General features: G+C 73.1%; 14 protein-coding genes. 7 read left to right on the top strand and 7 right to left on the bottom strand.

The window, feature by feature from the left end:
* Window positions 1-48: 48 nt before the first annotated feature.
* The gene (locus H9641_RS08085; protein ID WP_191802668.1) at window positions 49-2,250 is read right to left on the bottom strand and encodes an NHL domain-containing thioredoxin family protein; all 2,202 of its coding nucleotides are present in this window, start codon (window positions 2,248-2,250) and stop codon (window positions 49-51) included.
* Between the two features lie 95 nt (window positions 2,251-2,345).
* Between H9641_RS08085 and H9641_RS08080 the strand changes: the two genes are divergently transcribed.
* A complete protein-coding gene (locus H9641_RS08080; protein ID WP_191802666.1) occupies window positions 2,346-2,837 on the top strand; it encodes a GNAT family N-acetyltransferase in 492 nt (163 codons plus the stop codon).
* A 10-nt stretch (window positions 2,838-2,847) separates the two neighbouring features.
* Here the strand turns inward: H9641_RS08080 and H9641_RS08075 are convergent, their stop codons facing one another.
* Both H9641_RS08075 and H9641_RS08070 read right to left on the bottom strand, forming a co-directional pair.
* Window positions 2,848-3,156 carry a hypothetical protein gene (locus tag H9641_RS08075; RefSeq protein WP_191802664.1) on the bottom strand — a complete coding sequence of 103 codons (309 nt, stop codon included), beginning with the start codon at window positions 3,154-3,156 and terminating at the stop codon, window positions 2,848-2,850.
* Between the two features lie 44 nt (window positions 3,157-3,200).
* Complete coding sequence (locus tag H9641_RS08070) at window positions 3,201-4,238, bottom strand: chymotrypsin family serine protease (protein WP_191802663.1); 1,038 nt, start codon at window positions 4,236-4,238, stop codon at window positions 3,201-3,203.
* Window positions 4,239-4,425: 187 nt separating this feature from the next.
* On the opposite strand from H9641_RS08070, the gene H9641_RS08065 reads away from it, so the two are divergent.
* Entirely contained in the window at window positions 4,426-4,656 is a 231-nt protein-coding gene (locus H9641_RS08065) for a hypothetical protein (RefSeq protein WP_191802660.1), read from the top strand.
* 40 nt (window positions 4,657-4,696) lie between these two features.
* Here H9641_RS08065 and H9641_RS08060 read toward each other — a convergent pair whose 3' ends face one another.
* Together H9641_RS08060 and H9641_RS20080 are read right to left on the bottom strand one after the other, a co-directional pair.
* The gene (locus H9641_RS08060; RefSeq protein ID WP_191802658.1) at window positions 4,697-5,155 is read right to left on the bottom strand and encodes a YbaK/EbsC family protein; all 459 of its coding nucleotides are present in this window, start codon (window positions 5,153-5,155) and stop codon (window positions 4,697-4,699) included.
* Between the two features lie 211 nt (window positions 5,156-5,366).
* Window positions 5,367-6,260: a helix-turn-helix transcriptional regulator gene (locus H9641_RS20080; protein WP_318244459.1), complete on the bottom strand. Its 894-nt coding sequence runs from the start codon at window positions 6,258-6,260 to the stop codon at window positions 5,367-5,369.
* Between the two features lie 100 nt (window positions 6,261-6,360).
* On the opposite strand from H9641_RS20080, the gene H9641_RS08045 reads away from it, so the two are divergent.
* On the top strand, window positions 6,361-7,101 hold the full coding sequence (locus tag H9641_RS08045; RefSeq protein WP_191802656.1) for an alpha/beta fold hydrolase: 741 nt from the start codon (window positions 6,361-6,363) through the stop codon (window positions 7,099-7,101).
* A 97-nt stretch (window positions 7,102-7,198) separates the two neighbouring features.
* On the opposite strand, the gene H9641_RS20675 is transcribed toward H9641_RS08045, so the two are convergent.
* Both H9641_RS20675 and H9641_RS08035 read right to left on the bottom strand, forming a co-directional pair.
* The gene (locus H9641_RS20675; protein ID WP_191802654.1) at window positions 7,199-10,573 is read right to left on the bottom strand and encodes a GH36-type glycosyl hydrolase domain-containing protein; all 3,375 of its coding nucleotides are present in this window, start codon (window positions 10,571-10,573) and stop codon (window positions 7,199-7,201) included.
* The gene (locus tag H9641_RS08035; RefSeq protein WP_191802652.1) at window positions 10,570-11,286 is read right to left on the bottom strand and encodes a TetR/AcrR family transcriptional regulator; all 717 of its coding nucleotides are present in this window, start codon (window positions 11,284-11,286) and stop codon (window positions 10,570-10,572) included. Before H9641_RS08035 ends, H9641_RS20675 begins: the two co-directional genes overlap by 4 nt.
* Before the next feature lie 141 nt (window positions 11,287-11,427).
* Between H9641_RS08035 and H9641_RS08030 the strand changes: the two genes are divergently transcribed.
* Genes H9641_RS08030 through H9641_RS08015 form a run of 4 tightly spaced genes read left to right on the top strand, consistent with a single transcriptional unit; the run spans window position 11,428 to window position 15,721 of the window.
* Window positions 11,428-12,717 (top strand): extracellular solute-binding protein, encoded by a 1,290-nt coding sequence (locus tag H9641_RS08030; protein WP_191802650.1) that lies wholly within the window; start codon window positions 11,428-11,430, stop codon window positions 12,715-12,717.
* A 9-nt stretch (window positions 12,718-12,726) separates the two neighbouring features.
* Window positions 12,727-13,650 (top strand): carbohydrate ABC transporter permease, encoded by a 924-nt coding sequence (locus tag H9641_RS08025; RefSeq protein WP_191802648.1) that lies wholly within the window; start codon window positions 12,727-12,729, stop codon window positions 13,648-13,650.
* Window position 13,651: 1 nt separating this feature from the next.
* Window positions 13,652-14,542, top strand: coding sequence for a carbohydrate ABC transporter permease (locus tag H9641_RS08020; protein ID WP_191802646.1), 891 nt, complete (start codon window positions 13,652-13,654; stop codon window positions 14,540-14,542).
* A 9-nt stretch (window positions 14,543-14,551) separates the two neighbouring features.
* Window positions 14,552-15,721, top strand: a complete 1,170-nt coding sequence (locus H9641_RS08015; RefSeq protein ID WP_191802644.1) for a glycoside hydrolase family 1 protein — start codon at window positions 14,552-14,554, stop codon at window positions 15,719-15,721.
* Window positions 15,722-15,860: the final 139 nt, after the last annotated feature.

Raw genomic sequence — 15,860 nt, 5'->3', positions numbered from 1 at the left:
CCGACGTCCCGGTCACGCTCGACCTGAGGGGGCGCCCCGAGGCGAAGCTCAGCCGCGGAGCGGAAGCGTCAGCCCCCGGCCCCGGGCCACCTCAGGAGCTTCGTCGTCCGGGCCGGCCGGGGACACGCCGCGGTCTACGACCCGCACCGGCACGCCCCAGTCCTGCTGCGCCAGGTGGCACGCGGGGAACACGTCGGGGTCGGGCGTCCCGTCGGCCAGCAGCGGCACGACGTCGCACGACGCGGCCTGCGCGGTCACGTGCAGCACTCCCTCGCCCACCTCGGGGTTCACGACGAGCTCCCGGGACAGGTCGGTGCCCGTCCCCGCCCCCTCGAGCAGCAGCTCGGGCGGCGTCGAGCTGACCGTGAGGCGCGTCGAGGGGCCGTACCGGTCGTCGAGCTTCTGCCCGGGGGCGGGCGAGAACGGCACGTCGAGGCGCAGGGCGCCGGCCACGACCTCGGTCACGGGGCGCTGCGTGCGGTGCGCTCCGCCGTCGAGCAGCTCCCCGGCCAGGGTCGCCGGGAGCGCGACGCGCGTGATGCGGTGCGCGGCCGACTCCACGACGAGCAGGTCGATGCGCGCGCCGGGCGCCGCGGGCGCTCCTGGCGTCCACGGCTCGCCGTCCACGAGCACGACGACGTCGCTCGGCTCCGCGAGCCCCGTCGCCAGGGTCGTCACCTGGCCCGCGACCGGGTCCTGACCGACGCCCGGGTCGGAGCCCGCGGCGGCCGCCGGGACGAACCGGCGGATCGCGCCGTTGTAGGTGTCGGCGACGGCGACGCTCCCGTCGGGCAGCACGGCGACGCCGAGCGGGTGCTGGAGCAGGGCCTGGTCGGCCGCACCGTCGCGGTGACCGAAGTCGAACAGCCCCTGCCCGACGGCGGTGCTCACCTCCACCCCTTCCGGCACGACGGCGACGCCACCACCGAGCCCGGTGACGCGGCGGAGCGCCGACGTCTCGGAGTCCGCGACCCAGACCGCGCCATCCTCCCCGACCGCCAGACCGGACGGCTGCGCGAACCACGCCCCGGACCCAGGCCCGTCCTCCAGCCCCTCGTTCATGGTCCCGGCCAGGAGCCCCAGCTTCCAGCCGTCGACCGCCCACAGCGTGTGGTTGCCGGCCATGGCGATCACGAACCCGCCCAGAGCCTCCGACCACACGACGTCCCACGGCGACGACAGCCTCACGTCCAGCGGGTCGTAGGTCAGCGCGGGGTCGAAACGGCCGGAAGATCGCTGATCGGGGAGGGCGAGGAGGGTGGCGGCGGCGGGTCGTGGCGGGTCTGGCGGGAGGTCGTGAGGGACGAGCGACCGGATGGCAGACCCGCCGCCGCCACCCTCCTCGCCCGAGGCGCCCACCACGTTCTCGACACCGCCCACCATGAACTGCTCACCCGTCCCGGCCACCGTCGTCACCTGGCCGTCTGCGAGCCGCACCCCGCGCAGCGCGTGGTTCACGGTGTCGGCGACCAGCACGTCGTAGCCGAGCAGCGACCGCAGCTCGGTCGGGACCAGGCACAGCCCGTTGGGCTCGCTGAACCGGGCGTCGTCGGGCCCGCCGTCGACGAGCCCGCGCTCGCCCGAGCCGATGCGCCGGACGAGCGTCTCGCCGTCGGGCAGGAGCTCGGCGAGCGAGTGGTGGCCCGCGTCCGCGACCAGGAGGTTGCCTCCCGGGAGCGCGATCGCCTTGGCGGGGAAGCGCAGCGTGCCCGACGTCGGGGCGGGGGGCACGTAGACGTCGTCGCTCCCCGCGGCGAGGGACCGCAACGTGCCCTTGGCGCGGTGCTCGGTCACGAGCTCGTCGACGAGCGCGGCGAGCGCGGACGCGTGCCCCTCGCCGGCCATCTGCGCGACGACGTAGCCCTCGGGGTCGATCACGACGAGCGTCGGCCAGGCCCGTGCGGTGTACGCGGACCAGGTGACGAGCTCCGGGTCGTCGAGGACCGGGTGCCGCACCTCGTAGCGCTCGACCGCGGCGGCGAGCGCGACCGGGTCGGCCTCGTGCTCGAACTTCGGGGAGTGGACGCCGATGATGACGAGGTCGTCGCGACGGGCCTCCTCGAGCTCGCGCAGCTCGTCGAGGACGTGCAGGCAGTTGACGCAGCAGAACGTCCAGAAGTCGAGGACGACGACCCGCCCGCGCAGGTCAGCGAGCGACACGTCGCGGCCGCCGGTGTTGAGCCAGCCGCGCCCGACGAGCTCGGAGGCGCGGACGCGGGGCAGGCGGGCGTGGGGGGTCGTGGAGCTCACCCGAGAATTCTGCCCCAGGCCGGGCGTCCGCCCGCCACCCGCTGCTAGCCTCGCGGCCTGAGGCTCGTGGACCGACCCCTGCGCAAGGAGGCGTGATGACTGACGAGGCGACACGGAGGTCTCGGCTCCGGAGGATGCGGGAGGACGACCTCCCGGTGCTGTTCGAGATCCAGCGCGACGCCACGGCCCAGCGCCAGGCCGCCTTCACCGACGCGACCGCCGGCGACCGCGACGCCTACCTGAGCAAGTTCCGCAGGATCCTCGCCGACGACGCGATCGTGAGCAGGGTCGTGGAGGTCGACGGCGAGGTCGTCGGCAGCGTGGCCGCCTTCCCGATCGAGGGCGACACCGAGGTCACCTACTGGATCCGGAGGGACTGGTGGGGCCGAGGAGTGGCGACCGAGGCGCTGGCAGCCCTGCTCCAGGAGGTGCCAACGCGACCGCTCCAGGCACGGGTCGCCGAGGACAACCACGGCTCGCGCAGGGTCCTGGAGCGCAACGGGTTCGTGCGGGTCGGCAGCGAGGAGTCGTTCGCGACGGCACGCGACGCGACCATCACGGAGCTGATTCTCGAGCTGCCCGCCTGACGGGCCGGTCTCAGCCCGCGCCCACGTGCCCCGTGACGCGCACGACGACCGCGACGCCGTCGACCTCCTGCGGCACCTCGCCCCGCGCGTCGGCGTCGACCACGTTGACCTGGAGGCACCAGGTGTCCTCGGCCGGTTCCGCGTCCTGCGCCGGCTCGGCCTGCACGGCTGCCTCGCCGTCCCCCGCACCGGCCGGGTCGGCGGCGACGCCCGATTCAGCGGGCCCGCGCGTCAGCCCGATCCCGGTCACGCCGTCGTGCTCCGCCAGGGCGTGCTTGAGCGCGGCCTTCGCTTCCCGGGCCTGCTCGAGGCTCGCCACGGCGCACCGCCCTCCCACCGTCCGGCGCCGGACGCGGGCCCGCGTCAGACGGCGAGCCGTGCGTCGAGCGCGGCGAGGACGGTGTCGATCGGGTTGACGTACGTCAGCCCGGTCCCATTCTCTCCCCCGGTCTCCGACCCGGCAAAGAGCAGACCGAGCGCGACACCGTCCTCGCGGTACACGAGCGACCCCGAGTCGCCGCCTCGCGAGAAGGGGCCGGTGCCCGTGGACTCGACCTCGATCTGGTCGTCGAACCGCAGCGCCCCGAGCCCTTCGCCGTACCCGACCACGACGTCGTCGAGCTCGATCGCGGTCACGCGCCCCGCGGTGACCGCGGTCGTGCGGCCGATCTTGCCGACCACCTCGCCGCCCAGCGCGACGGCCGTGGAGGTGATGCGCCCCACGGGGTAGTCGAGGTGCACCTCAGGGTCGTCGAGCAGCGCGATCGCGGCGTCGACGGTCGCCGTCCGCCCGGGGGCGAGTGGCACGGTCGCGGCGAGCGTCCCGACCTGGTCTGCGGGTGCACGTCCGCCGTCGGCGGGCCCCGGCTGCACGACGGCGTCCCCCACCTTCGCGCGCGGGGAGCCCGCGAGCACGTGGAAGTTGGACAGGGCGTGCAGCACCTCCCCGACCAGGACGAACGCGCCGAGCGTGCCCGCGGTGACGTCGACGTGCGCGATCGAGACGCCCGGACGCAGCGGGCGCACGCGCCCCGTCTCCCCTGCTGCCTGCGCGGTCACGACGGGCGGGCGCGGCCCGGTGCCGCCCGTCCGCGCGAGCGGACGGATCCGTCCGGTGCGGCGCACGTCCACGACCGGCCCGGCCTCGGACGCGACGCGGCGCGCGATGCTCCGGGCCGCCGGGACGCCGAGCCGGTAGCGCACCGCGATGCCGTACCCGCCGCCCTCGCGGGGGGCGAGGCCGAGCGCGAGCGTGGGGGCCCGCACGGCCTGCGCGGCCGCCGTGTCCTCACCGGGCGCGCCCGCGGCGCTGGCCGTCGCGTCCGTGCCCGCACGCTCCGCGAGATCTCGCGCGAAGTCCGCCAGCTGCAGCTTGATCTCCCGTGCCTCGTCCCTGTCCATGCGACGAGGCTGGCACAGCCCACCGACACGCGCGCGCCACCTTCGGGCGGTGCCGGACGCGGATCTGCCCTCCCGCGCGCAGATGATCGCAAAACTCGCGGCAGATCTCGCGTCATGAAGTCACGGTTCACCCCTCTTGAGAGGTGTACACACATTTCACCGCCGCGCATCCGCGGCCCTCACGACGATGAACAGGACCATGCACCTCGACCACGCCTTCCGGCCCACGACCGACGAGATCCGTTGCGCCATCCTCTGGGCCCTCGACCACGACCGTGCCGCTCTGGTCGAGCACCGGGCCTCGGCCCACCTGAGCCTGCGCAGCCCGCTGCGCCGTGCCGCGGACGCCCGCCTGGTCCGCCGCTGGCTCGAGGCCTCGGCGATCTCCTCGGCGCTGACCTGCGCCATGGCGGCCTGAGCGCCGCACGCCTCCCGCAGGCGTCGGCGACCATCGACGCCTACCGGCTGACGTCGACCCACTCCGCGCCGGCCAGCTCTGCGAGCCTCGTGGGTGCGATCGCGAACGCGCTCGTCGGGCTCCCCGCCGCCGGGTAGACGGTCTCGAACCCCTGCAGCGACACGTCGCAGTACACCGTCACGGGCCCCGCGTGGCCGAACGGCCCGACTCCCCCGATCGGCTGTCCCGTCAGCGCCGTGGTGCTCTCGGCGTCGAGCATGCGCGGCTTGGCCCCGAACGCGGCCTTGAACTTCACGTTGTCGACCCGGGCGTCGCCGCGCGTCACGAGCAGGAAGCTGCGCTCGCCGTCGCGCAGCGCGAGCGTCTTGGCGATCTGCCCGGGCTCGACCCCCAGCGTGTCGGCTGCCATCTGGACCGTCGCGGTGTCCTTCCCCGTGTCGAGGACCGTGAGGTCGGGGGCCTGGGCGTCGAAGAAGGCGCGGGTGCGGTCGATGCTCACGGACGGGCTCCTCTGGTCGGGCGCGCGGCGTCGGTGCAGCGCGTCGTCAGGGCCATCATCACCCGCGGACGGGGACCGCGGAAGGAACCGGGCCGCGCCCGTCCGGTGCCGAGCACGAGGTTGCGGTCGTTCTGGGGCCCTGGACGACCGCAACCTCGTGCTCGACCCGGCGCAGGGTCGTTCTCGGCAGACCACGCAGGCCACGGACCGCTCAGGCGACAGGCACAGCGCCCGACGGCGGGGTCCCCACCTCCGCGACCGGCCGCGGCACGTACGTCTCACCGGTGAGGTCTGCACGCTCGACGCGGTCGAGCCGGAACCACCGGACGGCCTCCCGGGACCGGCACCACGCGACGAGGTACCAGGCAGCCTCGGTGTGGGCCAGGATCACGGGCTCGACCCTCCGGGCCGACTCGTTGCCGCGGCCGTCGCGGTAGCGGAGAGCGAGCACGAGCGACCGGGCGAGCGACTGCTCGACCGCCCGCAGGACCTGCAGGTGGGCGTGGGCGCGCGAGACGACCCCACCCGGGGCGACGTCCGCACCCGGGCGAGCGGCGTCGTCGGGCACCCCCGGGCCACCCGGGGCGACGTCCGCACCCGGACGCGCGGCGTCGTCGGGCACCCCCGGGACCCCCGGGGCGACGTCCGCACCCGGGCGAGCGGCGCCGTCGGGCACCGACTGCGGGGCGTCCCGGGGCCGGCCGGCCGTGTCTCCTCGGTCGATCCACACCCTCGCGGCGAGCGCCGACGCGCGCTCGCGCGCCTCGGGGCCCAGCGCGTCCCAGACCTTGCCCTGCGCCGCAGCGGCGTCGACCGCGAACGGGCTGCCGGGCGGGAGCGCGGCGAGCGCGACCGCGACCGCGACCGCCTGCTGGGGCGAGAAGTTGACGGGAGGCAGCGACGCGGAGGGGTCGAGCACGTACCCACCGCCCGGCCCGGCCTGCGCCCACACGGGCAGCCCGGCCTGCTGGAGCGCCGAGACGTCGCGCTTGACGGTGCGCTCGCTGACCTCGAAGAGGCGGGCCAGCCGGGCACCCGTGGTCCCGGTGCGTCCGGCGCGACGCAGCTCCTCGGCCGTCGCGTAGAGCCGCTCGGTCTTGTTCACGTCGCCTCCGCCGGGTCCCGGGCTCGTCGGTGGACCCCGTCGAACCTCCTCGAACAATGGTGACAGACAGGTGTCACCAGGGTCGGGCGAGAGTGGGTCCATGACCACTTCGACGCAGCACAGCATCAGCGACCGGCAGACCCACGTCGTCCTCGTCCCGGGCTTCTGGCTCGGGGCCTGGGCGTGGGACGACGTCGTCCCCCACCTCGAGGCCGCGGGCCTCGCACCGCACGCCGTCACCCTCCCCGGGCTCGACGACGTCGAGACCGACCGCAGCGGCCTCACCCGCGAGGACCACGTCCAGGCCGTGCGCGACGTGATCGCACCGCTCGAGGGCGATGTCGTGCTCGTGGGGCACAGCGGTGGCGGGCCCGTGATCCACGAGGTCGTCGACCGGGACCCCGCGCGCATCCGGCGCACGGTCTACGTCGACACGGGCCCGCTGGTCGACGGGGCCTCGCTCGCCCCCGACCTCCCCGCGGGGACGGTCGACCTCCCGCTGCCCGCGTGGGAGGACCTCGAGGCCGCCGGGTCGAGCCTCGACGGGATCGACGAGGCCGGGCTCGCCCGGTTCCGCGCGCGGGCGGTCCCCCACCCCGCGGGCGTGGCCGGGGGCCGGGTGCGGGTGAGCGACCCGGCGAGGCTCGACGTGCCCGCGACCGCCATCTGCACGAGCCTGCCGTCGGAGGTCCTGAGGCAGATGGCGCACCCCGGGCCGCCCCTGCACACCGAGCTCGGCGAGCTCGACGTCACGTACGTCGACCTGCCGACCGGGCACTGGCCCATGTTCTCGCGTCCGGCCGACCTCGCGGCGGAGATCGTCCGGGCGGTGCGGGAGTAGCCGGGCCAGCCCCGTCGAGGACGAGGCCGTGGTCGCGCGGGGGGCCACGGCGACCACGACCTCGTCCTCGGCGCGACGGCGACGGGACCCAGCCGGGCTACGACCCGGCGGGCACCGAGATCTCGACGACGGCCGCGACGCCCAGCGCCTCGGGCGCGACGACGACGCCCCGCTGCCGGTAGTCCCCCGCGCGCGCAGCGGACGGGACGACGACGAGGTCGTCGGGTCCCGATCCAGCGCGGACCTGCACCTCGGTGCCCGCGTCCCCGACCCGGAAGACGACGCGGCGCGTCCTGCCTCCGACCTCGAGATCGACGGTGAGCCCGTCGGCCGTCGCCGGAAGGACGGGGTCGACCACGAGTGCACCCGACTGCTCGGTGAGACCGAGCACGCCCTGGACGAGCTGGCGCAGGTAGATCCCCGGACCGCTCGAGTAGACGCGCCACCCGCCCCGCACGCCCACGGACCCGTCGCGGAGCTTCTCGAAGTCACGGGCGAAGCTCGCCCGGTCGGGGAAGTCCGCGTCGCTCGACGAGAAGTACGCGTTGCGCTGCCGGGGCAGGGCGTGGTCGATGCGGGAGCCGAGGTCGAACGGGCTGATACGGAGCAGCTCGTCGAGAGCCCTCCCCCGGCCCAGCGCGGCGAGCGCCTCGACGTAGCGGATGTGCGCGTGCACATACATGAGCCCGACCTCGCGCCCGACGTTCGCGGCCTGCTCGGCCCGCAGGAACGTGTGAGGGATCCCCTCGTCGAACGCGGCAGGATGGTCCATGAGCCGCACGCCGTCGGGGAAGAGCAGGTGCTCGACGACGAGGCGCTCGTGCTCCTCGGCCTCCTCCGGCGTGAGGATGCCCGCGAGGATCGACTGGGTCATCGGGATGAGGCGGTACCGCATCCCCGTGCTCGTGTCCCGGGGGTGGATGACGAGCTCGTCGCCGAGCTCGTCGTGCCGCACGTACCCGGCCATGACGCCGTCGACCAGAGCGCGCTCGCGCAGGTCGTGACGCACCGACGCGGCGAGCGCCGCGGCACGCGCGGACAGGACCTCGTCGCGCCCGGCCGTGGTGCGGGCCAGGAGGAGCGAGGCCTGCACGAGCAGCGCCGACGTCCAGGTGGAGGCGAGGTTGGTACGCATCCGGGAGTCCGCCGGCTGCAGGGTGTCGTCCCAGTCGCCCTCGCCGTAGGCGGGCAGCGAGGTGCCGGGCAGCAGGTCGGTCTCGAGGTGGTCGAGGATCCGCACGACGTGCTCGGTGACGGTCGCGCGGGCGTCGGGGCCCTGCGTGGCAGGGCTCCGGCGGGCGTGGTCCCAGAAGGGGACCACCTCGTCGAGGATCCCGAGGTCACCGCTCGCCTCGAGGTACTGGGCGAGCGCGAAGAGCGGCCACACGACGACGTCGCCGTGCGAGGAGTCGTTGTACCGCTCGGCGTACTCGTCGAACATGAACCACTGCGGGAACCCGCCCCAGGTGTGCTGGTGCGCGAGGACCCGCAGCACGATCTGCCGGGCGATGTCGGTCCGGCCACCCGCCAGCGCCAGCTCGAACGGTCCCTGGCACACGTCGCGGGTCCCCCAGGCCGCGCCCGAGTACTGCTCGAGCCCGTGGGGCACGAGGAAGTGGATCAGTGCGTCGTGCGCGTACCAGGGCACGAGGAGGTCGAGCTCCTGCGTCGCGAGCTCCGGGTGCGGCTGGAAGCGCAGCCCGCGGACGAGCCCCCGCACGGTCTCGAGATGGCCCGCGAGCGTCGCCTCGAGGTCGTCGAGCGGGTCGTGCTCGGGCGCGACCAGGGCGAGCGCGCCGGCGTCGCCGTGCAGCGAACCCGCGATCGCGAGGGTCAGCGCGCCGGTGTCCGACGAGCTGTCCACCCGGTGCGCGGCGGCTCCCTCGAGGGCGAGGGGGGCGCTCGACGAGACGGCGTAGCGGAGGTCGGGGTAGTGCGTCGCGACGTCCGCTCCCGGGACGGGGCGGACGACGAGCGAGGTCTCGGACGTGTGCTCGACCGTCCAGCCGCCGGCCTCGTCGTCGAGCTCGAGCGTGGCGGTGACGCGCAGCGCCCGCTCGCACCCCACGCTCACGTCGACTCGGTCCTGGCGGTGATGGGCGACGGTCCGCACGTCGATGCGGCCGAGCGGGGTCTCGTACAGCCACCGGACACCGCCGACGTCGAGCACGAGCGCCGACGGGACGCCCAGCAGGCGGGGGCCCCGGCCGTCGTCGACGAGGACCCGCAGCCCGCTGCTGCGCAGCAGGTTGAGGTGGTGGCGGTGGACCGTGGCGAGCCGGTTGGCGGTCGTGTTGCCGAGGACCACGTGCGAGGCGAAGACCCCGGGCGCGAACGCGGTGACGGACAGCACCTCGTCGGTGGGCAGGACCGCGTCCCCCGCCTTGAGGACGTGGCCGTGCGACCGCTCGGTGACGAGCTCCTTGCGGCCGTCGACGACGTGCGACCCACCCGGGGTGAAGAAGGAGAGCAGCGTGCCCTCGGCGTCGCGCTCGGGCAGCAGGACCTCGTCGGACGCCAGTCCGAGGGCCGCGACCAGTCCTGCCTCGTCGAGCTCGACCCCGGCCAGGAGAGGAGCGTCGCGCAGCACCGAGCCCGTCGTGGGCAGCGGGACGGCAGGGCGCTCGGCCGCCGCGACGGCGACGGCGGCGTCCGCCCAGCCGGACACCTGCTCGACGTGCGCGTCGAGCGGTCCGCGCGCGTCGACGTCGACCACGGTCACCGCGTGCACCTGGGCCGCGCCCGTCGACAGGTCCAGGGGGTGCGACACGAGCGTCTGCATCGCGTACTCGTACTGCAGCACGCCCAAGGAGACCGGGCCGAGCAGCCCGTGCGGCACGCCGTCGCGCCGCGACCGCGGGGTGAAGACCTGCAGGGAGTCGGTGAGGTGGGCGGCTGCGCCCTCGACGAGGAACGTGACGGCGAGCGGCAGTCTCGGCAGCGCCGACATGGTCTGCCTGCTGACGAGGACGCTCCCCGCGGTGGGGTGCTCGAGCGCGCGGTGCAGCAGGTACTGGCAGACGTACGCCTCGCTCGAGAGCGCGGCAGCGGGAGGCGCGAGCGCGAGGTCCTGGACGTGCACGACGTCGTAGACCGCGTCCGCACGGGTCCCCGTCCCGGCCCGGAGGTCGACGCGCCACACGAGGGCCCGGTCGTCCACGGTGAGCGAGACCTCCGACTCCAGCCCGAGCGCCGCCCCGGACCACACGACGCGGTCGGTGCCGGTCTCCACGCCCGTCACGGCGGGCGCGGAACCGGTGAGCTGCGCGACCTCGACCGTCCCGTCCGCGCGGGTCGCGCGCAGGACCATGCCGCCCGGCATGCGGTCGTGCTCACCAGGGAGGTACTGGTTGACGAGCAGCCCGCCGGTGCGGACGGCGCGCACGTCACCGCCCGCCGTGAGCTCGACTGTCGTCCCGCCCGAGGCGAGGGTCGCGCCCGCGGGGGCGGCGGTCATGGCGGTGGTGGTCACGTGGACTCCTGCTCTGTGGTGTGTTCATCGGTGGCGGACGCCGCGTCCTGGACCGGCTGCAGCAGCGCGACGAAATGGTCGAACAGCGCGACCATGTCGACGTTCTCGGGGTCCAGCAGCCACTGGAGCTGCAGGCCGTCCATGACCGCGGAGAAGAGCTGGCCGATCGCCTGCGGGTCGACCTCGGGGCGCAGCTCGCCGCGGTCGATCGCGTCCCGGAAGCGCGTGTCGTCCTGGTGGCGCAGCGCCCGGTAGCGGTCGCGGACGACGTCGTGCGCGGGATGGTTCGGCTCCGTGGCCTCCGCGGCGACGACGACGTGCAGCCCCACGAGCCCCGGCGTCTCGGCGTTCCGACGGACCTGGTCCCGGATGGTGGCCAGCAGCGAGGCCCCGTCGGTCTCCGCCTCGGTGCGGCGCTCGAGGTCACGCCGGTCGCGCTCCTCGATGGTCGCCGTCAGGAGCGCCGCCTTGCTCCCGAAGTGGTGCAGGAGGCCCGCCTCGGAGATCCCCACCCGGGCGGCGATCTCCCGCAACGAGCTGCCGCGGAAGCCCTGCTCACCGAAGACCTCGACCGCGGTCCGCAGGATCTCGCGTCGGCGCTGCTCGCCGCGCACGAGTCGCCCGTCGGGCCTCTTGCCCTCGTTCGGGGTCGTGGGGTTCTTCGGGGTCGTCGCCGTGTCGGCAGCTCGCGTGCCGGGCCCGCTCTGGGTCATCACCGTCTCCTTCGTCAGGATTTGTCGGTATCCACGGTACGGCTCCGGACACCCCTGGTGAAAAGACTAACCGAGCGCACGCTATGGTAGTTTCGCATCGGCTCAGAGATCGAGCCGAACACTCGATGAGGAGGATTGCTCATGAAGCTCGGACGCAAGGCGGTCGCCGTCGGCATCGTCGGACTCCTGGCACTGACCGCCTGTGGGCGCGCCGACGAAGGGTCGGCCGATCGCCAGACCGGCGCCGCGACCACCACGACCGTGGACGACTCGCCCGCCACCGGCGACATCACCGTCTGGGCCATGGGCGAAGAGGGCGAGAAGCTCCCCGACTTCGTCAAGGGCTTCACGGACGAGAACCCCGACGCGAAGGTCCAGGTCACCACGATCCCGTGGGCCGACGTCATGACGAAGTTCCAGACGGCCGTCGCCGCCGGCACGGTCCCCGACGCGATCATGATCGGCACGTCGTTCATGCCGACCATGGTGTCCACCGGTGGCCTCGCGCCCGTCCCCGACGGGCTCGTGGAGAGCGCCGACTTCGTCGAGGGAGCCGCGGCCTCGACCGTGGCCGACGGCGTCGAGTACGGCGTGCCGTGGTACGTCGAGACCCGCGTCATGTACTACCGCTCGGACCTCGCAGAGGCAGCCGGCGTGGCCGCCCCCACCACGTGGGAAGAGCTCACCGCGTTCGCCGAGGCCATGAAGGCCAACGGCTCCACCTACGGCCTCCAGCTCCCCATGGGTGACGCGGAGGACTCCACGCAGGTCATCCTCCCCTTCTACTCGCAGGCGGGCGGATCGGTCTTCAACGAGGCCGGCGACGCCTACGACCTCGACAACCAGGCGATGATCGACGCGCTGAACTACTACGCCTCGTTCTTCACCGAGGGCCTGTCCCCGCTCGCCGGCTACGGCGACACGCAGAACAGCGCGTTCGTCGACGGGTCCGACCCGGCCTTCATCTCCGGGCCGTGGATGGTCAACGTCCTCGCGGACATGCAGGGCGAGGACTGGGTCGAGCAGAACGTCGCGACCGTCCCGGTCCCCGCAGGCACCACGAACAACGACTCGTACATCGGCGGTGCGCACCTCGGGGTCTTCAACGAGGCCAAGAACGCCGACGGCGCGTGGAAGCTCGTCCGCTGGCTCGCAGAGCCCGAGACGCAGCAGGAGTGGTACGCCGCGACCAACGACCTCCCGGCCGTCAACAGCGCCTGGGACGACGAGGCCCTGACGGCCAACCCCCGCACCCAGGTCCTCCAGGAGCAGCTCAAGAACACGATCGCCCCGCCGACCGTGCCCAGCTGGGACGAGCTCTCGGCCACGATCGAGACCGAGGCCGAGAAGGTCGCCAACGGTCAGGTCACCGCTGAGGACGCGGCCACGACGATCCAGGCCAAGGCCGATGCGCTCGGGCTCGGCTGGTAACGAGCAGCCATGACAACGACCACCGAGGGACGGCGCCCCCGGTCGGTCGGCGCCGTCCACCGGCGACGTCAAGCCGTCGTCGCCTGGCTGTTCGCGCTGCCGTTCGTCGCGGTCTTCTCGGTCTTCATGCTGGGACCGCTGCTCGCGTCGTTCGGCATGTCGTTCTCGGACCTCACGATCCGTGACATCAAGACCCCCTTCGCGGTGAACTTCGTCGGGCTCGACAACTTCGCCCAGGTCTTCCAGGACGAGCTGTTCCGCAAGGCGCTCGTCAACACCTTCTTCTTCGTGGTCGTCGGGATCCCCCTGACGATGGCGCTGGGCCTCGCCCTGGCCGTCGCCCTCAACTCGGGCATCGAGAAGTTCCGCAGCGTCTTCCGGGTCGGTTTCTACACCCCCGTCGTGACGTCGATCGTCGCCGTGGCGGTCGTCTGGCGGTTCATCCTCCAGGACTCCGGCCTCGTCAACACCGTGCTGGGCTGGGTCGGCATCAACGGGCCTGACTGGCTCAACGACAGCACCTGGGCCATGCCCTCGATCATCGTCATGGCCGCGTGGCGCAACATGGGCACGCTCATGATCATCTTCCTCGCCGGGCTCCAGGCGATCCCGCGCGACGTCTACGAGGCTGCCGAGGTCGACGGCGCCGGCGCATGGCGCCGCTTCCGCTCCATGACGGTGCCGCTCATGCGCCCGACCCTGCTGCTCGGCGCCGTCCTGCTGTCCGTCGGCTTCCTCCAGGTGTTCGAGGAGCCGTTCGTCATGACCAAGGGCGGACCGGTCAACTCCACGCTGACGATCAGCTACTACGTCTACAACCAGTTCGGCTACGGCAACTACGCGTTCGCGTCCGCAGCGGCCTACGTGCTCTTCGCGCTGATCGCCGCCCTCGCCGCGGTCCAGTTCCGCCTGCTGCGGTCGAAGGAGGATTGACATGCCCCCCACGTCCTCGCGGACCACCCCCGCGCCGTCGGGCACGAGCACCATGGTGCGCCCGCCCCGCCGCCCGATCCGCTGGTCGCGCGGCGCCACGTACACCGCGCTCGTCGTCGGTCTCCTGCTGACGCTCATGCCGTTCATCTGGATGCTGCTCGGCAGCTTCAAGACGCAGGGCGAGCTCCTGCAGCGCCCCATCACCTGGTGGCCGGAGAGCCCGACGCTCGAGAACTACGAGAAGTGGCTGTCCCAGCTCAACTACGGCCAGTTCTTCATGAACTCGATCGTCGTCGCCGTCGCGGTCGTGCTCGGCAACATCATCTTCTGCTCGATGGTCGGGTACGCCCTGGCCAAGATGCGGTTCCCGGGCAAGAAGGTGCTGTTCGCCCTCGTGATGCTGACCCTCATGGTCCCGGGCGTCGTCACGCTCGTGCCGATGTTCGTCCTGGTCTCGAACATGGGCCTCGTCAACACCTACCCGGCGCTCATCCTGCCCTTCCTCGCAGGTCCGCTCGGGGTCTTCCTCATGCGGCAGTTCATCCTCGGGATCCCCGACGCGCTCATCGAGGCCGCGCGGATCGACGGCGCGGGCGAGTTCCGCATCTTCTTCCGGATCGTGCTGCCCCAGTGCGGGCCCCCGCTCGCGACGCTGAGCATCCTCACGTTCCTCGGTTCCTGGAACAACTTCCTGTGGCCGCTCGTCGTCGCGCAGACCGAGAACATGTACACCCTGCCGGTGGCGCTCTCGCTCTACTCGGTCGGCTCCAACGGCACCTACTACGGCCTGCTCATGGCCGGCTCGGTGCTCGTCGTGACCCCGATCCTGATCCTCTTCCTGTTCCTGCAGCGCTACTTCGTGCAGGGCATCGCCATGACCGGCATCAAGTAGGAGACCCCCATGCCTCTCACCTTCCCCGACCCCTTCGTCTGGGGCGCCGCGACGGCTGCCCACCAGATCGAGGGCAACAACGTGAACAGCGACTGGTGGGCGCGCGAGGTCACGCCCGACTCGACGCTCGCCGAGCCTTCGGGCGACGCCGCGGACAGCTACCACCGCTACGCCGAGGACATCCGGCTGCTGGCCGAGTCCGGCCTCACGTCCTACCGGTTCTCGATCGAGTGGGCCCGCATCGAGCCCGCCGAGGGCATGTTCTCCCGCGCGGAGCTCGACCACTACCGTCGCGTCGTGCAGTGCTGCCTCGACCACGGCGTGACCCCGCTGATCACGCTGCACCACTTCACCTCGCCCCGGTGGTTCGCCGAGGACGGCGGATGGACCGACCCGCGGTCGGTCGAGCGCTTCGCCCGCTACGTCGAGCGCGTGCTCCCGCTGCTGGACGCCGCCTCGCACGTCTTCACCATCAACGAGCCCAACATCCTCGCCATGATGATCACGGCGGCCAAGGGCGAGGAGCAGCTCCAGGCGGGCACCATGCACGCGCCGGACCCCGTCGCGACGCAGCACCTCGTCGCGGCCCACCGCCGCGCGGTCGAGCTCGTGCGCACCGTCGGGGTCCCCGTGGGCTGGCCCGTGGCTCCGCAGCAGTTCTTCGCGGACCCCGGTGCCGAGGAGGTCCTGCGGGAGTACGCCTACCCGCGCGAGACCGTCTTCCTCGAGGCCGCGCGCGGCGACGACTTCGTCGGCGTCCAGGCCTACACGCGCACCCGCATCACGCTCGACGGGCCGCTCCCCGCACCCGAGGACTCCGAGAAGACGCTCACGGGCTGGGAGTACTACCCGGCCGCCATCGCCGAGGCGGCCCGCCTGGGCCACGAGATCACCGGACTGCCGGTCCTCGTGTCGGAGAACGGCATCGCGACCGCCGACGACGCCCGTCGGATCGACTACACGCGCGACGCCCTGCGCGCGCTCCGCGCCGAGGTCGAGGCAGGACTGCCCCTGATCGGGTACCTCCACTGGTCGCTCCTCGACAACTACGAGTGGGGCTCCTTCGCGCCGACCTTCGGGCTCGTCGCCTGGGACCCGGAGACCTTCGAGCGCACCCCCAAGCCGAGCCTCGGCTGGCTCGGGTCCGTCGCCCGCGGGGAGATCTCGCTCGACGACTGACCCGAGGGCGCGCCGCCCTCGGAGCCGACAGGTACCCGATCGGCGCGTACCTGCTCGACGCGCGGTCGCCGGTCGCCGGTCGCCGGTCGCCGGTCGCCGGTCGCCGGTCGCCGGTCGCCGGTCGCCGGTCGCCGGTCGC

The sequence above is a fragment of the Oerskovia merdavium genome, from assembly GCF_014836755.1.
GTDB classification, from domain to species: Bacteria; Actinomycetota; Actinomycetes; order Actinomycetales; family Cellulomonadaceae; genus Oerskovia; species Oerskovia merdavium.
Note: the sequence above shows the minus strand (reverse complement) of the source record. Positions and strands in the feature narration are given on the sequence as shown.